Origin of the sequence: Oceanococcus sp. HetDA_MAG_MS8 (assembly GCA_019192445.1) — a bacterium.
Lineage (GTDB): Bacteria > Pseudomonadota > Gammaproteobacteria > Nevskiales > Oceanococcaceae > MS8.
In genome coordinates, this window is record JAHCMK010000002.1 from 462,374 (window position 1) to 479,367 (window position 16,994).

Consider the following 16,994-nt stretch of genomic DNA (forward strand, 5'->3'; position numbering starts at 1 on the left):
CTGCGCGCCCGGAGCCTGCACCCCAAGCCCTAGAGAATTATTCCGAGCGCTGCGGCCTGGATGCCAAACGCCAAAAGGCTTCCCGCACCGGCACCCCTTCGTGGAGCACCTTATACACCTCTTCCGCCAAGGGCATATCGACCCCATGGCGCTGGGCCAAGGCGTGCACTTCCACCGCGTTGCGCTTGCCTTCTACCACCTGGCCAATGGCTGCCTCGGCCGCGGCCAAGTCATCCCCCGAGCCCAAGGCCTTGCCGAAGCGCCGGTTGCGGGATTGGTCATCGGTACAGGTCAGCACCAAATCGCCCATGCCGGCCAGCCCCATGAGCGTATCTTTTTCACCGCCCAAGGCGGTGCTGAGGCGCATCATTTCCGACAGCCCCCGCGTAATCAGCAATGCCCGGGTGTTGGCGCCCAGCCCCAGGCCATCGGCTGCGCCTACGGCAATGGCGACAACGTTTTTCACCCCGCCACCAACGGCCACACCAATAACATCGGTGCTGGTGTAGGCCCGCATACCAGGGCCATGTAGCTGTTCTGCCACCTCACGGGCCAAGGCCTCATCGGGGGAAGCAATGGTTACCGCCGAGGGCACGCCGCGACCCACCTCAGCGGCAAAGGTAGGGCCAGAAATAGCCACAAAGGCCGCGCCGGGCATGTGCTGCTGCACAATCTCGTGGGGCATTTGCGCGGTGTGGGGCACAAAGCCCTTGGCCGCACTCAACACTTGCGTGTTTGCCTTGCGCAGTGGTGCCAGCTTGGCCAGCAATGCATCTAGCGCATGGCTGGGCACCGCCACAAGCCAACGCGGCGCCGCTGCGGCCACCGCCAAGTCGGCGGTGGGCTGTACCCGATCTGGCAGAGGACAATCCGGCAAATAGCGGCTGTTCACGCCGCTGTCGCGCATGCCGGCTATAACGGCCTCATCGCGTCCCCACAAAGCCACCGCCTGCCCATTACGAGCCAGCTGAATGGCCAGTGCGGTGCCATAGGAGCCCGCACCGAAGACGCTGATCACCGGATTGTCCATTGCGCGCGGCTTAGTGCGGCTGAGCCGGTGTGCCGGCGCCGGGCTGCGCGGCCGTTTGGTTCTTTTGCAGATGCTCGCGCAGGGCGGCATCAAAATTCACTGGCTGCAGCAAGAAAGGCGGGAAGCCTGCTTTTTGCACCAGATCGTTCACCGCTTCACGCAGGAAGGGGAAGATGTTGTTAGGTGCCCAAGCGCCCAGAATAGCTTGCCGCTCAACATCGCTGCGCACGTCTTGCACGGCCAAAATGCCGGCCATCTGCAGCTCGACCAGGTAGGCCACTTCATCTTCATGCTTAGCGGTCACCGTCACGGCCAGTAACACCTGGTGGGTGTCCTTGCCCAAGGGGCTCACCTCAGTGTTGAGGTTCACATCAATCTTCGGCTGGAAGGCCTTGGTGAAAATTTGCGGTGCGCTGGGCACCTCTACCGACGCATCTTTGAGATAAACCTTTTGCAATTGGATGCGTGGGCCTGCTGGTGCGGCGCCATTGTCGGCGGCTGCGCTGTTGGTATCTGTACTCATGAGGAACGTTTCTTCGCTTTGCTATTCGTTGCTTGTGTGGTGAGCGGCATGCCCGCCCCTTCCCAGGCGTTCAAGCCCCCTGCCAAGGGGAACACCGCTGCATGCCCGGCGCTGCGTAGCTTACGTGCAGCACTGGCCGCATGCGCGCCCAGCGCATCAACCAGCAGCAACGGTTTGTCGGGAGATTTGGCCAACTCCTCCTGCACCTGAGCCCACTTGGCGGGCGGCACATTGTCGGAGCCCATAATGTGGCCACGTTTGAAGTCGGCCGCACTGCGCAAGTCCACAATGCGCGTGGGCTTGTCGTTAATCATGCGCACGGCGGCGGCGGGGCTGAGCCGGGGGCCACTGCGACTGGAGAGCAGCCATTCGTTCACAATGAGCGCCACAATCAAGGCCACGCCCACAGCGACTAGCACGCCCTGGCTGGCCAGAAATTCCATCAGGTTCATGGTGATATTCGTCGAATTAAGACCTTCATTATCGCAAGGCCGGAGCAGTTGGCGCAGCCTGCTCGGTGCCTTGCTGCTGTGGGCCTTGCTATGGCCGGCACAGGGCCTGGCCGCCAATGAAGCCGAGCTGGCTCGCCAGCGCCAGGCGCAACTGCGCCAACAGCTCGAGCGGCTGGCCGATGAGCATGCGCGCAGTAGCGCCGCCTACGGCCACGAACAAGAACAGTTGCAACGTCTGCTGGGTAAGCAAGCTCAGGCCCGCCGCCGTTTGCAAAGCACCCGCGAAGATCTGGAGAACACCGCTCAGCGGCTGGACGAGCTGGAGCAAAACCGCGCTGCCTTGGAGCAGGCGCAGGCCCGCACCCTGGAGCGCCTCCGCCAGGTGTCCAGCCTGTTTCAAATCGCCCGCCAGAACCAAGACCCGGCCACCGACCCCTTAGAGAACGCCCGCCGGCAAGCCTGGTTGCAATATCTCGGGCGCAGCCGGGCCGAGCTGTTACAACAACTGGGGCATGATGCCGAGGAGCTCGCGGCGCTGCAGCGCACCGTGGATGCAACGCTGAAGACGCAGCAAGCACAAAAAGCCCAGCGCGAGAAGCAGCTGGCCAGCCTGGAAGGCCTGGCCGCCGAACACAGCGCCATGATTCGTGACCTGGAGCGCCAGCTAGCCCGCGACCAACGCCAACAAAACGCCCTGGAAGAGCAGCTGGCCGCGGTAGATGCCCTGCTTCAGCGCCTGGAGCAAGCCCGCACCTGGGCCGGCAAACAGCCCAAGGGCTTAGCGCCCTCGCGTGGGCAACTAGTCTTTCCCGTGCAGGGCAAAGTGCGCCGGGCGTATGGGCAGCGCACTGGCAGCGGCCAACGCAGCCGAGGCGTAGTCATCGACCTGCCAGGCGGCCAGCCGGTGGGTGCTATCGCGCCTGGCGTGGCGGTATGGGTGGGCTGGCTATCGCGTTTAGGGCTGACCATGATCGTGGATCATGGCGCCGACTACTTCAGTATTTACGCCCATGCCCAGCAAGCCTTAGTCGGAGTGGGCGATGCCGTAGGCAGTGGGCAGCCCCTCATCCTCAGCGGCCAAACCGGCGGTTTAAGCCAACCTGGGCTTTACTTGGAAATTCGCCGAGGGCGCCGCGCCTTAAACCCCAAAGATTGGTTTAAGAATCCACCAAGCTGATCGCCACGTACTAACAAGCGTTGGTATGGGTAGCGACAAAGCTCACTTGAATGTGTAGCCATCGTCGACACATGTATGACATGGCTGAGCGACTTCCACTCTTGCATAAGCAAGCCCAAAAACCGCTGAGCAAAGCCCACGACAACGGCAACTGGTGCTAAAGGCCAGAAAATTGCAACTGCTGTGCTAATGTCAGCGACGAATGGCTGTCTAAAGCGGCATAACTGCTGGAATTCTTGATGATGAAATTTTCCCCTCGCGCATTTGGACTGGTTGCTACTGGCGCCCTGGTCGGCATTTTGCTGGCCCTAGGCCAAGGAGCAACCGCAAATCGTGCGCACGACATGCTGGACGTCCCTCTAGACGACCTCCAGGCCTTTGCCGAGATCCTGAACCAGGTGAAATCGTCTTATGTAGAAGACATAGATGACTCGGAGCTCATCGAAAATGCCATCCGCGGCATGCTCAGCGGCCTAGACCCGCACTCAGCCTACCTCGACCCCGACGACTTCAAAGACATGCAGGTGTCCACCTCCGGCAAGTTCGGCGGCCTGGGCATTGAAGTGCAGATGGCCGACGGCTTTGTGCGCGTGGTGGCCCCCATCGACGACACCCCCGCCAGCCGCGCCGGCATGCAGCCCGGCGACCTGATCATTCGTATCGACGACAAGCCGGTTAAAGGCATGACCCTCACCGATGCCGTGAAAATGATGCGCGGCAAGCCCGGTACCGACATCAAATTGCTGGTGATGCGCGAAGGCGAGCGCAAACCCCTGGATATTGAGCTCACCCGCGACATCATCCGCGTGGCCAGCGTGCGCACCCGCACCTTGGATGAGCAATATGGCTACATTCGCGTATCCACCTTCACCGGCTCCACCGGCAGCGCGCTCAGCGATGAGCTGCGCAAACTGCAAAAAGAGCAAAAGAACCTCAAAGGCTACGTGCTGGATTTACGCAACAACCCCGGCGGCGTACTCACCGCTGCGGTAGAAGTGGCCGATGCCTTCTTGCAAGACGGCAACATTGTTTCCATTCGTGGCCGCGAAGCCGGTGAAGAACGCGAGTTCACGGCCCGCCCAGGCGACAGCGTGAACCAGCGCCCCGTGGTTGTACTGGTGAATGCCGGCTCGGCCTCGGCTTCGGAAATTGTCGCGGGCGCCCTGCAGGACCAAGGCCGCGCCGTCATTGTTGGCGAGCGCACCTTCGGTAAAGGCTCGGTGCAAACCATTGTGCCCATCCGCAACAATGCCGCCATCAAGCTCACCACCGCCCGCTACTACACCCCCAGCGGACGCAGCATTCAGGCCGAAGGCATTAAGCCCGACATTGAAATTGCGGCCCTGAACGTGACCGAGCGTGAACGCGCCTTCACCCCCGTCACCGAAGCCGACTTGGATAACCGCCTGGATAACGACACCGCCGAGGACGACGACACTGCCGGTGCCGACCCCTCCAAAGCGCAAAGCACCGTAGAGCTGGCACAAACCGACTTCGCCCTGTACGAAGCCCTTAACGTGCTCAAAGGCTTGGTGATTGCCGACGCTGCGCGCAACCCCGAGCGCAACCTCGTCCAGCGTTAAACCATACTGCCGCTCCCGGCCACCGCCGGGAGCGCGCCTTGCCCCAAGCGGTCAACAAGGTGCACAAAGCCGCAAGCAGGCTCGCCATCAAGCACCCAGCAGGGCACACTGCAGCACTGACCTCGCTGCCTAAAGCACCAGCCCCATGTCTACAACGACAACTCGCGGAATTCGTATAGTCGCTCAGCCCCGCTTCCTTGAGGCCGAGTCCAAACCCGAAGCTAACCGCTACGTATTCGCCTACGACATCACCATTACCAATGTCGGCACCACCGGCGCCAAACTCGACTCCCGCCACTGGATCATCACCAACGCCAACGGCGATGCCGAAAACGTGCGCGGCCCAGGCGTAGTCGGCGAACAACCCTACCTCGCCCCCGGCGAAAGCTTTGAATACACCAGCTTTTGCCCCCTAGACACCCCCGTAGGCACCATGGAAGGCAGCTTCCAAATGGTTGACGACACCGGCGAACATTTCGATGCCGAAATTGCCCCGTTTCGCTTATCCCTGCCGGGCGCCGTCAACTAAGCCCCGCCTGCCGCGATAATCACTCTTTCCCGGACCAATCGCCCACTCGGTTATCTACGCCCTAGCTCCCAGACCAAAATAGTGCTTTAATCCTCAGCAGACCAATCAAGCACGTATAGCCGTGCATTATTTGCGGTTTGTGGGAGGGGAGCTTGACCTGCTTTTTCCAACGTGACGCACACACCGAGAGCCTGAACGACCACTCGCCTGCGTTTAGTCGGCCTAAGGATGCAAGGTATACAGACATTCGCCGCCTAATTCCCTCGGCACGCCCTGTATGTCCAAGCGGCACCAAAACTCCCCCTGCATTATCGAGCAGACTGCTGTGATTAGATTGGTTCGCTTCAGGCAACTAAAGGGCCGTCCTTCCTCCAACAGTAGCTGGGCACATAGGTAATTGCTAATGGCAGAATACAGCATAGGGTTCGCTGAGAAGCTTATCGAGGCAGCTCAATCAATCACGCTAGGCTGCGAGCAATCCATAGATGCGGGGCGTACTGTGCTCTACCTAAGTCTCCTTTCGTCGGAGATTTCGCTGAAGGCACTTCTCGAGCATGCAGGCAAGCCAATTCCAGACATCATTCGATGTCAGCATCGATTGGCAGACTTACTGAAAGAAACCGATAAGTGTTTCGTTCATACCGTTATTGTCGCTGGTGGAACCCAGCGCCGTTGGATTCCCGCTACAAGCATACGTGCGCTGACCTTTGAAGATAGAGGTGCAAAATCTACGGTTGGAGCATTCCTCAACTCAGAAAATCGGGGCGCCTCGAAATATCCCAACGAAGTCAGGTACGGCGACCGTCTTATGCACTTTCCCCCCACTGCGGCCTTAAGCGCTGCAACGCTGATCGTAGATTGGGCTCGTCGGCACTGGGAGCACTTTCGCCTCGCTCCCTTGATGGAGAGCCCGTGAGGTTGCGCCCAACGATGCGCTGCTCGCACCCTTGCAAGCAGGCTCCACTGAGGTAGGGTAGACGGCGTCAAGAAACCCCATGGATAAACGCATCCCCAGAAAGAAAAGAATGAGGGCCAGCGATAGCCCGTTAGCGAGCAAGTTCGAGGCGGAACTATTGCGTGTAATGGCAGAGTTTAAGGAGACCCACGAGTTTCGACACGCTCAAACTAAAGGCAATGAGCGCGAAAAGCCCGTTAGAAGATTATTTGAAAGACTCCTGCCTGAACCATACACAGCCGTCGGCGCGGAAATTATTGACGTAAGTGGCGCGCGGAGTCACCAGCACGATGTTGTTATCTTTAATTCCCACAAAAATCCTGCATTTATTGATGGGGAATCGGCGCTGCTCCCAGCAGAAGCTGCACTTATCGTCGTGGAGGTGAAGTCGACGCTAACCTCAGAAGAACTGAGAAAATCTTTCGTTTCTGCAAACCAATTGAAACGATTGAGGCCATTAGGCAGGCCTGTGGAACGCAAGCTTATCCTCCGTGGCAATGACCCAAAGGGCTTCAGGTACTTCTATAGTGTTTTTGGATTCGGTTCCGATCTAACTGCGGATAGATGGCTGGAAAAGGAGTACCAACGTATTGAGAGAATTCGAACTGCCAATAGGTATAAGAGCCATCCTATAGATCGCGTATACGTTGCTGACCGAGGCGTAATCATGCCTGGGGAAGCTCGAGGTCGAGCAGAAACAGACTGTTCTGGGGGCGCATTAATGGATTTCGTAATCCATTCGATTAACTTCTGTTTGCGCGAAGACACCCGGCGCCCTCCAGTTGACTATGTGAATTACACAAAGGCCAGTAGAGGCGCGTGGCGAGACCTCTCATCGTGAAGACAGTGCCATCGGCGCCGAACAAGCCGTCGCAGGTGCGTTTGACCCGAATCCCAAGGGGAATGTCGTGATCAAAACTTACTCCGGTAAGCAAATTTCCCGTGCAGGAGATGTGCTTCGCTGTGGATACTTCAACGATGGCGATGAGCAGCTGTCACAAGCAATGGATGTCCTGTCGTTCTGGCGGCTGTGCCATGAAAAGCCGCTCGAGAAGGCTTTTAGGATCGTTCAGAAGGTTGCAAAGAAGCGTGATAAGAATGCACTCTTTGCGAAAAGATTGAAACGGTACGTATCCATATCGCGGAAGCTGCAACGGTTCGACCGTATGAGCCTAAAGAATATGCAAGACATCGGAGGGTGTCGTGCGATCGTTGCAACTGAAAAAAAACTTGACCAAACCGTTCGGGATTTACGAAAACAACCTGAGTTTAAAACCGCATTGGGTACCGTTCGTTCAAAGGATTACGTCTCCAAGCCTAAACCTGATGGATATCGAAGTTATCATCTTATTGGGCGTTTCCCAGACGAACATGGAATTGAGAGGAACATTGAGGTCCAGATAAGGACTCGAATCCAACACTACTGGGCTACAGCGCTTGAAATTGTCGACCTCTTCACGAATCAGGCTTTGAAATCGAACCAAGGTGACGAAGACTGGAAGTTGTTTTTTGTGAACGTGAGTCGCCAGTTCCACCTGATGGAGCAGGTGCCACTGTTTGACCAGATGAGCCCTGACGAGAAGTTCAGAGCGTACTGCACAAGGCTACATTCGAAGAGAGAGGCATACCTTGAGTCTTGCAGGGAGGCACAAATATATCTAGATGCCCTGCAAGTTCACGAGCGATTGCGGGCTTACGCTGAGTCGCTTAAGGTTATTGAGCAAGGGCTACGTGAGTTCGAGGGATCCGGGTACGCCTTGCTTGAGGTTGATACGCTCAAGGGAGAGCTGAAGTGGACCCTCTTCACCAACGACAATAATCAAGGAGCTGAGGAGGCTTACATCAAGGCGGAAAAAAAAGCTTTGGAGCAACCCGGTATGGTGGTGGCACTTGTCTCTGCAGCGGCGGCTGGTGGCATTAAAGAGGCCTATCCAAACTTCTTCGCGGACTCTAATATGTTCGTAAATCACGTTACTTTAATCGCTAAGGCTCCATTAGATATCCGTCCGAATATGCTTGAGCGTGCGTTGGCAAGTGCGGGCTTTAGAGGTGGCTAGGGCGTAGCCACTGTTTCTGACACACCCCAACGCGCTGCAAACGGAGCAACCGGGGACGAAGCAGCTCGGGACGTTCCCCTTTTTACCCAGCCACCCGCAAGCGCCGCTAATCTCGGGTGTTAGGCGCCAAGCGCGTTGTCGAGCTTGTCCAGCACCTCTAAACCTTTGCGCGCAGAGCCTTTGGCTGCCATAACAAATGGGGACGGGTAACAAATGGGGACGTATCCCATTTCCTCTTGGTAAGGAGGGGCGAAATGCTGACCGCAGAGTAGCAACCTGGAACGTACCCCTTTCTACTCCCCTCAGCGAGGTCGAATGCGATGCCCGTTGATCATTGATGTCCGCCGCTAGGGCCGAAACCGCATGTGCTGGGACAGCAAACCCAACGTGAAGGCAGAAGAGCCGGAAGCCTAAAAAAGTGGCCAGAACTGCCAAGGCAAGCCCAAAGAGAAAAGCCTTGCGGTTCATTGGCATCGAAAGCGACAGACTTGAGCGCTCGTTGGGCTTTGGATATTCTCCTCCTTACCATGGTAAGGAAAAGGCGTGTCATGGACTCTGTAGAATCCAAAATTACCTCAAAAGGGCAGATTTCCGTGCCAGCGGCAGTTCGTCGGCATCTTGCTTTGGAGCCAGGAGCTCGAATCGAGTGGGTTGAGAAGGATGGTGAGATTGTGGTGCGGCGTGCATCGCGGTTTACATCACAAGAGATCCATAATGCGGTTTTTGGCCACGAGCCAGCCGCCGTCACCGTCCCCGATATGGACGTAGGGATTCGGGCGCACCTGAAGAAAAAGCATGCGGGCCGTTGATACAAATGTCGTTGTTCGGCTGATTGCAAGAGACGATCCTAGGCAAACCCGAGAGGCTGAAGAGTTCATCTCCGAAGGTGCGTGGGTTTCCAATCTGGTGTTGGCCGAAAGTGTCTGGGTTCTTGAGTCTGTCTATGAACTGACAAGGGCTCAGGTTCGTACAGCCATATCCATGTTGCTTGAGCATCGGCAGCTGGTCCTACAGGAAGCCGATACAGTTCGTGAGGCCTTGGCGGACTTCTCTGCCAAAAGAGGAGTTGGATTCACCGACTGCCTTGTGGTCGCCATTGCTAGAAAAAATGGCTATGTCCCCATCGGAACCTTTGACAAGAAGTTGTCGAAACTTAGCGACGCTCAGGCGTTATAGCGGTGTTCGTGGTACGCGCACTAGAGAACTGCGTAGCAACCGGGGACGAAGCAGCTCGGGACGTTCCCCTTTTTACCCAGCCACCCGCAAGCGCCGCTAATCTCGGGTGTTAGGCGCCAAGCGCGTTGTCGAGCTTGTCCAGCACCTCTAAACCTTTGCGCACAGAGCCTTTGGCTGCCATTGCTCGGAATCGAGTCTCGGCATCAAATTCCGCAATTGCCTGAGTTGAGAGCTCTTCCATCAGTTCATTCACGCTTACGTTTTTTCGTTCAGCCAGTGCCTTAAGCCGAGCGTGCTTATCATCAGGGAGTCGTACAGTTAAGGTTGCCATATCAGTGCTCCTGCAAAAGTTGATCCGGCGGAAAAATGGGAACGTATCCCTTTTCACTGCAGGCGTTGTAACGGTACTCCTAGTGCGCCCACCAGGAAACTAGAGCTGAGGCGAGGGCCAAGTCAGTTAGGTCCATGTATCGCCTCAGCGCCCAGCTCCACGCGAAGCCCAATACGTGAGCCCCAGCAACATCACTACACCCGCATAGAAGCCAGGCTGTAAGGCCTCGCCTTCGCCGAGCAGCAAGGCGGCGAGGATGATGGCGTAGACCGGCTCGAGGTTGACGATGAGTTGGGCGCTCCAGGCCGATAAGGTGCGCAGGGCGACGAAGGCCATGGCGAAGGGGGCCAGCGTGCAGCCGGCGCTGAGGATGATGAGCCAGAGCCAGTCTTGGGGGGTGGGCCAGAGATGATCCGGGCGGAGGATGAGCAGGCCCAGTAGCAGAATGCCCAGGCCGGCGGTGAATTCGACGGCGGTGAGGGCGAAGGGCGGAGCTTCGCGGGCCAGGGTTTTGTTCAGGGCGGCGAAGATGGCTACGAGCAGGGCCGAGAGAATGCCCACGGCAATGCCCAGGTTCATGCTGGGCGGGGTGCCGCCCATGACCAGCCAGACGGCGGGTACGGCGGCCACGCCCAGGAGCAGTTCGCGGCGGGCGAAGGGGCGGCGCACAATCAGCGGCTCCAGCCAGGACACAAACACGGGGGTGGTGGCCAAACAGGCGACGGTGACCGAGGCACTGCTGAGTTTGATGGAGGCGTAAAAGGTCCACCAATGCAGGGCCACGAATACCCCAGCCAATGCGGCGCGCCAGCGCAGCGCCGGGCGCATGGCTTGCAGGCCGCGCCAGGTAGCTGGCCAAAGGGCCAGCAGGAGTAACACGATGCTCAGCCGCCAGGCCACCAATACCAGAGCGGGCAGGCTGATCAAGGCGCCCAGAATCGCGGTGACGCCCCACAGCAGCACGCACACATGCATGATGGCGTAGGCGCGAGGGGTGGAGACAGCTTGCTGGGAACTCATGAGGGTTAAAGCGGCAATGCTTTTGGGCAGGGGGAGGCGCTGCTGGCCTCAAACATCGCAGAGGGCCTAGGCAGGCTTGGCGGCGTTGGCTACTTACGCTGCGGCCGAGCCCGCCACAAGCCCCAGACGCCCATGCCGCCGAAGATCCAAGCCGCAGCGGGCCAGCCAGCCCAGCGCTCTGGGGCGACGTTATCCAAACCTAGGCTGATAGCCGCGGCGATGAGGCCGGCACAGCCCAGCATCCACCAGCGGTTGCGTTGCTGTTCGCGGCGCCAGTCGGCCGGGAGCGAGCCAGCGCCGGATTGGTCATCCGCCGTTTGCTGGCTAGCCATCGCCGGGTATTGCGCCAGGCGCGTGGCGAGGTTAGGCAGGGCATCAAACAAGGCCGGAATTTGGGGCCGCAGGCGCTCGAAGGCATAACGCGGCGACAGCCGCTCGCGCATCCAGCGTTCCAGAATGGGTTTGGCGGTTTTCATCAGATCCAGCTCGGGGTAGAGCTGGCGGCCAAGGCCTTCGATGTTGAGCAGGGTTTTCTGCAGCAGCACCAGTTGGGGCTGCACGCGCATGTCGTAACGGCGGGCCACGGCAAACAGCCGCATCAGCACCAGGCCGAAGGAAATGTCTTTGAGCGGCTTGTCGAAAATGGGCTCGCAGACGGAGCGAATGGCACCCTCAAACTCATCCAGGCGGGTATGCGCGGGCACCCAGCCCGACTGAATATGCAGCTCGGCCACGCGCTTGTAATCCTGGTTGAAAAAGGCCAGGAAGTTTTCGGCCAAGTAGCGCTGGTCGTCGGGGGTGAGCGAGCCCACAATGCCGAAATCCAGAGCCAGGTAGCGAGGGTGCTCGGGATTGGAGGGGTCCACATACACATTGCCGGGGTGCATGTCGGCGTGGAAGAAGTTGTGCACAAAGGTTTGGGTGAAGAAAATCTCCACGCCGTGCTCGGCCAGCACTTCAAAGTTCACGCCCTTGTCGCGCAGGGTTTGCACCTCGTCCACGGGCAGGCCATAGAGCCGCTCCATCACGAACACTGAAGGCCGGGTGAGCTCCCAGACCACCAGCGGGTGGTAAATCAGTTCGGAGCCCAACCAGTTGCGCCGTAGCTGGCTGGCATTGGCAGCTTCCCGCACCAGGTCTAGCTCGTCGGTGATGACCTTTTCGTATTCGCTAACCACCTCGCGGGGGCGCAGGCGTTGAGCCAGGTCGCCCAGAACGCGCTCGGCGATGGCCGCTAGAAAGTGCAGCAGAGCCACATCGCGGGCCACGCGCTCATGAATGCCGGGGCGCAACACTTTGACCACCACATCCATGCCGGGCTGGCCATCATCGCCATACAACTTGGCGGTATGCACCTGCGCCACTGAGGCCGCAGCCATGGGCTCGGGATCGAACTCGGCAAACAGCTCAGTGATGGGCTTGCCCAGCTCTTTCTCCACTAACTCCACCGCGGCCTCGCCCGCAAAAGGCGTGACGGCGTCCTGGAGTTTGGCCAGCTCCGAGGCCAACTCGGGCGGGAGCAGGTCAGGCCGGGTAGACAGCGCCTGGCCAAACTTAATGAACACTGGGCCGAGTTCTTCCAGAGCCACACGCAAGCGAGCACCTAGAGGCTGCTCAAAAGCTTTGCCTTCGCGCCAGCCCCAGAGTTGGTCCAGGCCATGACGGCGAATGACGCGCCAAATGCGCCATAAGCGCCAGCTTTGGCTGAGTGCTTTGCTCATTTAGCGGCGCTCCAGTCGTTGCAAGCGCGCCTGCAGGCGGTCCACATCCATGGCCAGGTCATCCACTTGCTGCATCCAGTCCTCGAGTTCCAACAGGGGCACCACATCACGAGATTCCTCGGATAAGAACTCCACTGTTTGCGTTTCCAGTTGCTGCAGACCGCGCTTTACGAAGGCGCCCAAACGCTGCAAACCCACGGCGGCCGGCGCCGCACTGGTACCCAGCCAGGGCTCTAGTAAACCCGCAAGATCTAGTTCTAATCCCTGCACGATATCGGCTATTTCCTGCAAGAAGCCGGCATCTCCCTCGATTTGCATACCGGCCACAGCGCGCCCGGCACTGGGGTTGCGCAGCAAGGCCATGATGGCCTGGTTACTCAGCGACACTTTGGCTCTGGGAGCCTCTTCAGGCTCACTCAGAAGCAGGCCTTGCGCCACCGGAATCACACCCAGCTCCCAACCCCAGTCGCTGTGGCGCAAATGCAAAGAGCCGCGCAAGGCGGCCAGCCGCCGCAGGCTATGGGGGTCGGCTGCCAAAGCCCGATTGAGCATTTGCTCGGCGGCGCCAAGCAGCACAGCCGGGGGCGTCACAACTTAAAGCCTCGATGCAGGGCTACGATGCCGCCGCTGAGGTTGTAGACCTGGTTACGGACAAAGCCGGCCTCGGCGAACATCTTTTTGAGCGTGTCTTGGTCGGGGTGTTTGCGAATGGATTCCGCCAGGTATTGGTAGCTTTCGGCATCGTTGGCCACCAACTCACCCATGCGCGGCAATACATTGAAGGAATAGAGGTCGTAGAGCTTGTTCAGCCAGCCAAAGCGGGGCTTGGAAAACTCCAGCACCAACAGCCGCCCGCCTGGGCGCAGCACGCGGAAGATGGAGCGCAGGGCCGCATCTTTATCGCGCACATTGCGCAGACCAAAAGAAATGGTGACCAAATCAAAACTGTTGTCGGCAAAGGGCAAGCATTCGGCGTCGCCTTGGGCGCATACGCTGCGGGTATGGCCCGCATCTAGCATGCGGTCCCGGCCCAGGCTGAGCATGCTGCCGTTGTAGTCCGACATCACCAATCGGCCCTGGGGACCAAGTTTGGGCGCCATGGCCAGGGCCAAATCGCCAGTGCCGCAGGCCAAGTCCAGCACCGAGTCGGTGGGTTGCACGGCGGCCAAGTCAATGGCAAACCGCTTCCAGGCCCGGTGAATCCCCATAGACATGAGGTCGTTCATCACGTCATACCGGCTGGCCACCGAGTGGAAGACTTTTTCCACCTTCTTGGGCTTGTCCTCCCAGGACACATCTTGATACCCGAAGTGGGTGGTCTTACGTTCGCTCATCGCAGCAACCTCTAGGCGGCCATTACAGCTGGGTTGGAGAGGGCCGAGCCACTCGTGGACGAATCATCAGGGCCAGCACTATGGCGCCCAACAGCCAAGCCACAATCTCATAGGTGAATTGGGTACTGGCGTAGCTCCAGGGTTGATACCACCATACCGGCTCGCCCAGGCGCGAGAACACGCTACCGGCCACACCGGCGCCGAAGGCCACGATGAAGCGGGCGGCAAAACCTTGGGAGCTCACACTGAGCACCAGCACCAAGGCCATGACCAGCATGGATACAAAGCCATGAATCCAGCCGCGCAAGAGCACTCCGGGCGCCATGGGCTCAGCCCCGGCCTTGCGGAAGTGCACCAAAGCCAAAGGGCCTTGGCTATGGGCCTTGTGATAAGCCGTATCGGAATCGGGGTTATCGCTAAACGGCACCACATAGCTGCCAGATTCGGGCAGCAGCTGATCCAAAGACTGCTGCAGGGCTGTGCCATTGGGTGCGCCGCGCACCGCAGACTCACCTATGGGCAGCACTGCCCAGTACAAAAATCCCCAAACAAAAACCGCAGTAGCCGCAATCGCGGCTGCGAGCAATGTACGCAACATGCAACAGATTTCCTTCAGCCGGCACTCTGGCGCATAAGCGCCGCAGGCCCTCAGTCTAACGCGCCTCGGTGGCTAAGGCGGTGATTCGCTTGTGCTGTCGGGGGCATCCCATTGCAAAGACCAGCCCGCTTTTAGCCAGCGCTCGGCCTCGGCTTCTAGGTCGGCGGCCACTAATGGGTGGGTGCGCAACCAATGCGGGCTCAGGCGCAGGTGCACTTGCTGCTCTTGCGCCATTAACTTCACGTCCTCAGGGCCGGGAGCATCTTGGCGCGCGCGGCAGAGCAACACCGCTAGGCGGAGCAGTACGGCCAGTTTCAGTAGGCGCTGGTCCCAGGGGGGCGGTAAATCCGCAGTAACCTCCCGCGCCAACCGGCCCCGGTGTAGCCGCACCAAGGATGCCAATAGCCATTGGTCACGCCGGGAAAAACCATGCATGTCGGCCTTGGCCAACACGTACGCGCCATGCTTATGAAAGCCCGCATGGGAAATCGCAAGACCCAGCTCGTGCAGGCTAGACGCCCAGCGCAGGTAGAGCAGGTCGCGGGTGGCATCTAAATCCCAATCCGGCGCTGCGGCTGCAAACAGGTGCTGAACCACTCCCCACACGCGGCCCGCTTGAGCGGCACCAACGGTAAACCGCTCACAGAGCTGACGCACCGACTGCTCGCGCACATCGTCATCACTCAGGCGGCCGAGCAAGTCGTAGATGATGCCCTCACGCAGGGCCCGATCCGATATTTCCAGCTGCTCCAGGCCTAGGGCATCAAATAACCCAGCCAACACCGCAAAAGAGCCTGCGAAGACCGCCCGTCGATCTTCGCGCAAACCTTCATAGCGGATTTTGTCGATGTGTTTGACCTTGGCTAACTCCGCGGCCACCGCCTCCAAGCCTTCGCGGCTGAGGTGGTCTTGGCTGAAGCCCAGTTCACTGGCCACCCGCCATACCGAACGCACGCTGCCGGAGGCGCCCATAGCCACATCCCAGCCGGCTTGGCGATAAACCCCTTCCAAAAACTCTACCTCGGCGGCGGCGGCCAGTCGGGCGCGCTGCAAGCGGCGGGGACTGATTTTGCCGTCGGCAAAATACTTTTGGGTGAAAGACACGCAGCCCATGTGCACGCTTTCCATCAGCTGCGGCCGGCTTCCGGTGCCCACAATCAGCTCGGTGCTGCCACCACCAATATCCATCACCAACCGGCGTTCGTCGGGGCTACCCAGCCCATGCGTCACGCCGCCGTAGATCAGGCGGGCTTCCTCCACTCCGGAAATCACTTCTAAGGGACGGCCCAAAGCCGCTTCGGCTTCGCGCAAAAACTTCGACGATGAGCCCAATCTGCGCAGGGTATTTGTGCCCAGCACGCGGCTTTGTTCCAGAGGAATTCCGCGCAGCACACTGCCAAAACGGCGCAAACACTCCAGGGCGCGCTCGCGAGTCTCAGAGGTTAATGATTTATCGGAGCGCAGTCCTGCGGCGAGACGCACAGGCTCGCGCACGCGATCCACCACCTGTAGCCCCGCATCAGATTGGCGCATGACCACCATGTGAAAAGAGTTTGAGCCCAGATCCACGGCGGCTAAGGTCAATGGCGAACCCTCTGGGCGCGCACTCGCTGTGTTGTCTTGCATGGGCGGAATATAACGACCTTGGTCCATACAAGAACACCCCGCGTTGACGAGATTGGCCCAAGGTTGCGAAAATTCTAGGGATTTTCCCAATACAGGCTGTACAGATGCGAGCTGCTGCTCTCGTTTTGATGGCGAGCTGCGCCATCACCCCTGCTTTCGCCGGCGACGCCGAAGCAGGCAAAGTGAAGTTTGATACCTGCATGGGCTGCCATGGCATCCCGAGCTACTCCAACGCTTATCCGACCTACGATGTGCCCAAACTCGGCGGTCAACATGCGGCGTACTTGGAGGCGGCGCTGAAGGCGTACCGCAGCGGCGAGCGCAGTCACCCCACCATGCGTGCCTTGGCCGGCAGCCTGACCGATGAAGACATCGCCGACCTGGCTGCCTACATCAGCCAAGCCCCGCGCCCCGCGCAATAATTACTGGAGCTGATTGGATGAAACTCTTTGCCCAACTGCTAGTCGTTGCCGCAATGGCCCCCATGTCGGCTCTGGCCGCTGGTGATGCCGAAGCTGGAAAAGCCAAATCGGCAACCTGCGCGGCTTGCCATGGCGCCGAAGGCGTGAGCATGACCCCGACCTTCCCCAACCTGGCAGGGCAGCACTACACCTACTTGGTGCAAGCGCTGAAGCAATACCGGGAAGGCGGTCGTAAGAACGCCATCATGAGCGGCCAAGCGGCCAACTTAAGCGACCAGGACATCAAAGACCTCGCCGCTTATTACGCAGGCCAAGACGGCCCGCTGTACGTTCCGGAATACAACGCCGAATAAGATTTGGTCCCAGGGACTGATTGATATCACGCGGGCGGCGCCACTGGGGCCGCCCGCGTTTTTTGTGCACGCTGCGAAAGCCAGCCTGGCCTACGCCACAGCCTCTG

General features: G+C 59.2%; 20 protein-coding genes. 10 read left to right on the forward strand and 10 right to left on the reverse strand.

Annotation, left to right across the window (positions count from 1 at the left end; translation table 11 throughout):
- Positions 1-37 precede the first annotated feature (37 nt).
- From KI787_04920 to KI787_04930, 3 genes are read right to left on the reverse strand one after another with little or no spacing between them, the layout of a single operon-like run.
- The gene (locus KI787_04920; protein ID MBV6629280.1) at positions 38-1,030 is read right to left on the reverse strand and encodes an NAD(P)-dependent glycerol-3-phosphate dehydrogenase; all 993 of its coding nucleotides are present in this window, start codon (positions 1,028-1,030) and stop codon (positions 38-40) included.
- Between the two features lie 10 nt (positions 1,031-1,040).
- Positions 1,041-1,553, reverse strand: a complete 513-nt coding sequence (secB, locus tag KI787_04925) for a protein-export chaperone SecB (protein ID MBV6629281.1) — start codon at positions 1,551-1,553, stop codon at positions 1,041-1,043.
- Positions 1,550-2,005, reverse strand: a complete 456-nt coding sequence (locus KI787_04930; protein ID MBV6629282.1) for a rhodanese-like domain-containing protein — start codon at positions 2,003-2,005, stop codon at positions 1,550-1,552. Before KI787_04930 ends, secB begins: the two co-directional genes overlap by 4 nt.
- On the opposite strand from KI787_04930, the gene KI787_04935 reads away from it, so the two are divergent.
- The 8 genes from KI787_04935 to KI787_04970 all read left to right on the forward strand — a co-directional run bounded on the left by KI787_04935 (position 2,004) and on the right by KI787_04970 (position 9,482).
- The gene (locus KI787_04935; protein ID MBV6629283.1) at positions 2,004-3,182 is read left to right on the forward strand and encodes a peptidoglycan DD-metalloendopeptidase family protein; all 1,179 of its coding nucleotides are present in this window, start codon (positions 2,004-2,006) and stop codon (positions 3,180-3,182) included. The genes KI787_04930 and KI787_04935 overlap by 2 nt on opposite strands.
- 242 nt (positions 3,183-3,424) lie before the next feature.
- Positions 3,425-4,765 (forward strand): S41 family peptidase, encoded by a 1,341-nt coding sequence (locus KI787_04940; protein MBV6629284.1) that lies wholly within the window; start codon positions 3,425-3,427, stop codon positions 4,763-4,765.
- 145 nt (positions 4,766-4,910) lie between these two features.
- The gene (gene apaG, locus KI787_04945) at positions 4,911-5,294 is read left to right on the forward strand and encodes a Co2+/Mg2+ efflux protein ApaG (GenBank protein ID MBV6629285.1); all 384 of its coding nucleotides are present in this window, start codon (positions 4,911-4,913) and stop codon (positions 5,292-5,294) included.
- A gap of 403 nt (positions 5,295-5,697) precedes the next feature.
- Positions 5,698-6,210: a hypothetical protein gene (locus KI787_04950; protein ID MBV6629286.1), complete on the forward strand. Its 513-nt coding sequence runs from the start codon at positions 5,698-5,700 to the stop codon at positions 6,208-6,210.
- A 79-nt stretch (positions 6,211-6,289) separates the two neighbouring features.
- Entirely contained in the window at positions 6,290-7,090 is an 801-nt protein-coding gene (locus tag KI787_04955; protein MBV6629287.1) for a hypothetical protein, read from the forward strand.
- 67 nt (positions 7,091-7,157) lie between these two features.
- On the forward strand, positions 7,158-8,306 hold the full coding sequence (locus KI787_04960; protein MBV6629288.1) for a RelA/SpoT domain-containing protein: 1,149 nt from the start codon (positions 7,158-7,160) through the stop codon (positions 8,304-8,306).
- 548 nt (positions 8,307-8,854) lie between these two features.
- A complete protein-coding gene (locus KI787_04965; protein MBV6629289.1) occupies positions 8,855-9,115 on the forward strand; it encodes an AbrB/MazE/SpoVT family DNA-binding domain-containing protein in 261 nt (86 codons plus the stop codon).
- Positions 9,102-9,482 carry a type II toxin-antitoxin system VapC family toxin gene (locus KI787_04970; protein MBV6629290.1) on the forward strand — a complete coding sequence of 127 codons (381 nt, stop codon included), beginning with the start codon at positions 9,102-9,104 and terminating at the stop codon, positions 9,480-9,482. The genes KI787_04965 and KI787_04970 overlap by 14 nt, the downstream gene beginning before the upstream one ends.
- A 109-nt stretch (positions 9,483-9,591) precedes the next feature.
- Here KI787_04970 and KI787_04975 read toward each other — a convergent pair whose 3' ends face one another.
- The 7 genes from KI787_04975 to KI787_05005 form a co-directional block, all read right to left on the reverse strand.
- Positions 9,592-9,813 carry a toxin-antitoxin system HicB family antitoxin gene (locus KI787_04975; GenBank protein ID MBV6629291.1) on the reverse strand — a complete coding sequence of 74 codons (222 nt, stop codon included), beginning with the start codon at positions 9,811-9,813 and terminating at the stop codon, positions 9,592-9,594.
- Positions 9,814-9,957: 144 nt separating this feature from the next.
- Complete coding sequence (locus tag KI787_04980; protein MBV6629292.1) at positions 9,958-10,833, reverse strand: DMT family transporter; 876 nt, start codon at positions 10,831-10,833, stop codon at positions 9,958-9,960.
- Between the two features lie 89 nt (positions 10,834-10,922).
- Positions 10,923-12,554, reverse strand: a complete 1,632-nt coding sequence (gene ubiB, locus KI787_04985) for a ubiquinone biosynthesis regulatory protein kinase UbiB (protein ID MBV6629293.1) — start codon at positions 12,552-12,554, stop codon at positions 10,923-10,925.
- Positions 12,555-13,145: a hypothetical protein gene (locus KI787_04990; protein ID MBV6629294.1), complete on the reverse strand. Its 591-nt coding sequence runs from the start codon at positions 13,143-13,145 to the stop codon at positions 12,555-12,557.
- Positions 13,142-13,888, reverse strand: a complete 747-nt coding sequence (gene ubiE / locus KI787_04995) for a bifunctional demethylmenaquinone methyltransferase/2-methoxy-6-polyprenyl-1,4-benzoquinol methylase UbiE (protein MBV6629295.1) — start codon at positions 13,886-13,888, stop codon at positions 13,142-13,144. The genes KI787_04990 and ubiE overlap by 4 nt, the downstream gene beginning before the upstream one ends.
- A 22-nt stretch (positions 13,889-13,910) precedes the next feature.
- Positions 13,911-14,486, reverse strand: coding sequence for a hypothetical protein (locus tag KI787_05000; GenBank protein MBV6629296.1), 576 nt, complete (start codon positions 14,484-14,486; stop codon positions 13,911-13,913).
- Positions 14,487-14,558: 72 nt separating this feature from the next.
- Entirely contained in the window at positions 14,559-16,139 is a 1,581-nt protein-coding gene (locus KI787_05005) for a Ppx/GppA family phosphatase (protein ID MBV6629297.1), read from the reverse strand.
- A 77-nt stretch (positions 16,140-16,216) separates the two neighbouring features.
- Between KI787_05005 and KI787_05010 the strand changes: the two genes are divergently transcribed.
- Together KI787_05010 and KI787_05015 are read left to right on the forward strand one after the other, a co-directional pair.
- Positions 16,217-16,534 (forward strand): cytochrome c, encoded by a 318-nt coding sequence (locus KI787_05010; GenBank protein MBV6629298.1) that lies wholly within the window; start codon positions 16,217-16,219, stop codon positions 16,532-16,534.
- A gap of 17 nt (positions 16,535-16,551) precedes the next feature.
- On the forward strand, positions 16,552-16,887 hold the full coding sequence (locus KI787_05015) for a cytochrome c (GenBank protein ID MBV6629299.1): 336 nt from the start codon (positions 16,552-16,554) through the stop codon (positions 16,885-16,887).
- The last annotated feature ends 107 nt before the right edge of the window (positions 16,888-16,994 follow it).

Coding starts and splice junctions, on each gene's coding strand:
- KI787_04980 (MBV6629292.1), bottom strand. CDS start 10,833: ATGAGTTCCCAGCAAGCTGTCTCCACCCCTCGCGCCTACGCCATCATG.
- KI787_04930 (MBV6629282.1), bottom strand. CDS start 2,005: ATGAACCTGATGGAATTTCTGGCCAGCCAGGGCGTGCTAGTCGCTGTG.
- KI787_04950 (MBV6629286.1), top strand. CDS start 5,698: ATGGCAGAATACAGCATAGGGTTCGCTGAGAAGCTTATCGAGGCAGCT.
- KI787_04965 (MBV6629289.1), top strand. CDS start 8,855: ATGGACTCTGTAGAATCCAAAATTACCTCAAAAGGGCAGATTTCCGTG.
- secB (MBV6629281.1), bottom strand. CDS start 1,553: ATGAGTACAGATACCAACAGCGCAGCCGCCGACAATGGCGCCGCACCA.
- KI787_05005 (MBV6629297.1), bottom strand. CDS start 16,139: ATGGACCAAGGTCGTTATATTCCGCCCATGCAAGACAACACAGCGAGT.
- KI787_04920 (MBV6629280.1), bottom strand. CDS start 1,030: ATGGACAATCCGGTGATCAGCGTCTTCGGTGCGGGCTCCTATGGCACC.
- KI787_04970 (MBV6629290.1), top strand. CDS start 9,102: ATGCGGGCCGTTGATACAAATGTCGTTGTTCGGCTGATTGCAAGAGAC.
- KI787_04940 (MBV6629284.1), top strand. CDS start 3,425: ATGAAATTTTCCCCTCGCGCATTTGGACTGGTTGCTACTGGCGCCCTG.
- KI787_04975 (MBV6629291.1), bottom strand. CDS start 9,813: ATGGCAACCTTAACTGTACGACTCCCTGATGATAAGCACGCTCGGCTT.
- KI787_05015 (MBV6629299.1), top strand. CDS start 16,552: ATGAAACTCTTTGCCCAACTGCTAGTCGTTGCCGCAATGGCCCCCATG.
- KI787_04955 (MBV6629287.1), top strand. CDS start 6,290: ATGGATAAACGCATCCCCAGAAAGAAAAGAATGAGGGCCAGCGATAGC.
- ubiB (MBV6629293.1), bottom strand. CDS start 12,554: ATGAGCAAAGCACTCAGCCAAAGCTGGCGCTTATGGCGCATTTGGCGC.
- KI787_04935 (MBV6629283.1), top strand. CDS start 2,004: ATGGTGATATTCGTCGAATTAAGACCTTCATTATCGCAAGGCCGGAGC.
- KI787_05000 (MBV6629296.1), bottom strand. CDS start 14,486: ATGTTGCGTACATTGCTCGCAGCCGCGATTGCGGCTACTGCGGTTTTT.
- KI787_05010 (MBV6629298.1), top strand. CDS start 16,217: ATGCGAGCTGCTGCTCTCGTTTTGATGGCGAGCTGCGCCATCACCCCT.
- ubiE (MBV6629295.1), bottom strand. CDS start 13,888: ATGAGCGAACGTAAGACCACCCACTTCGGGTATCAAGATGTGTCCTGG.
- apaG (MBV6629285.1), top strand. CDS start 4,911: ATGTCTACAACGACAACTCGCGGAATTCGTATAGTCGCTCAGCCCCGC.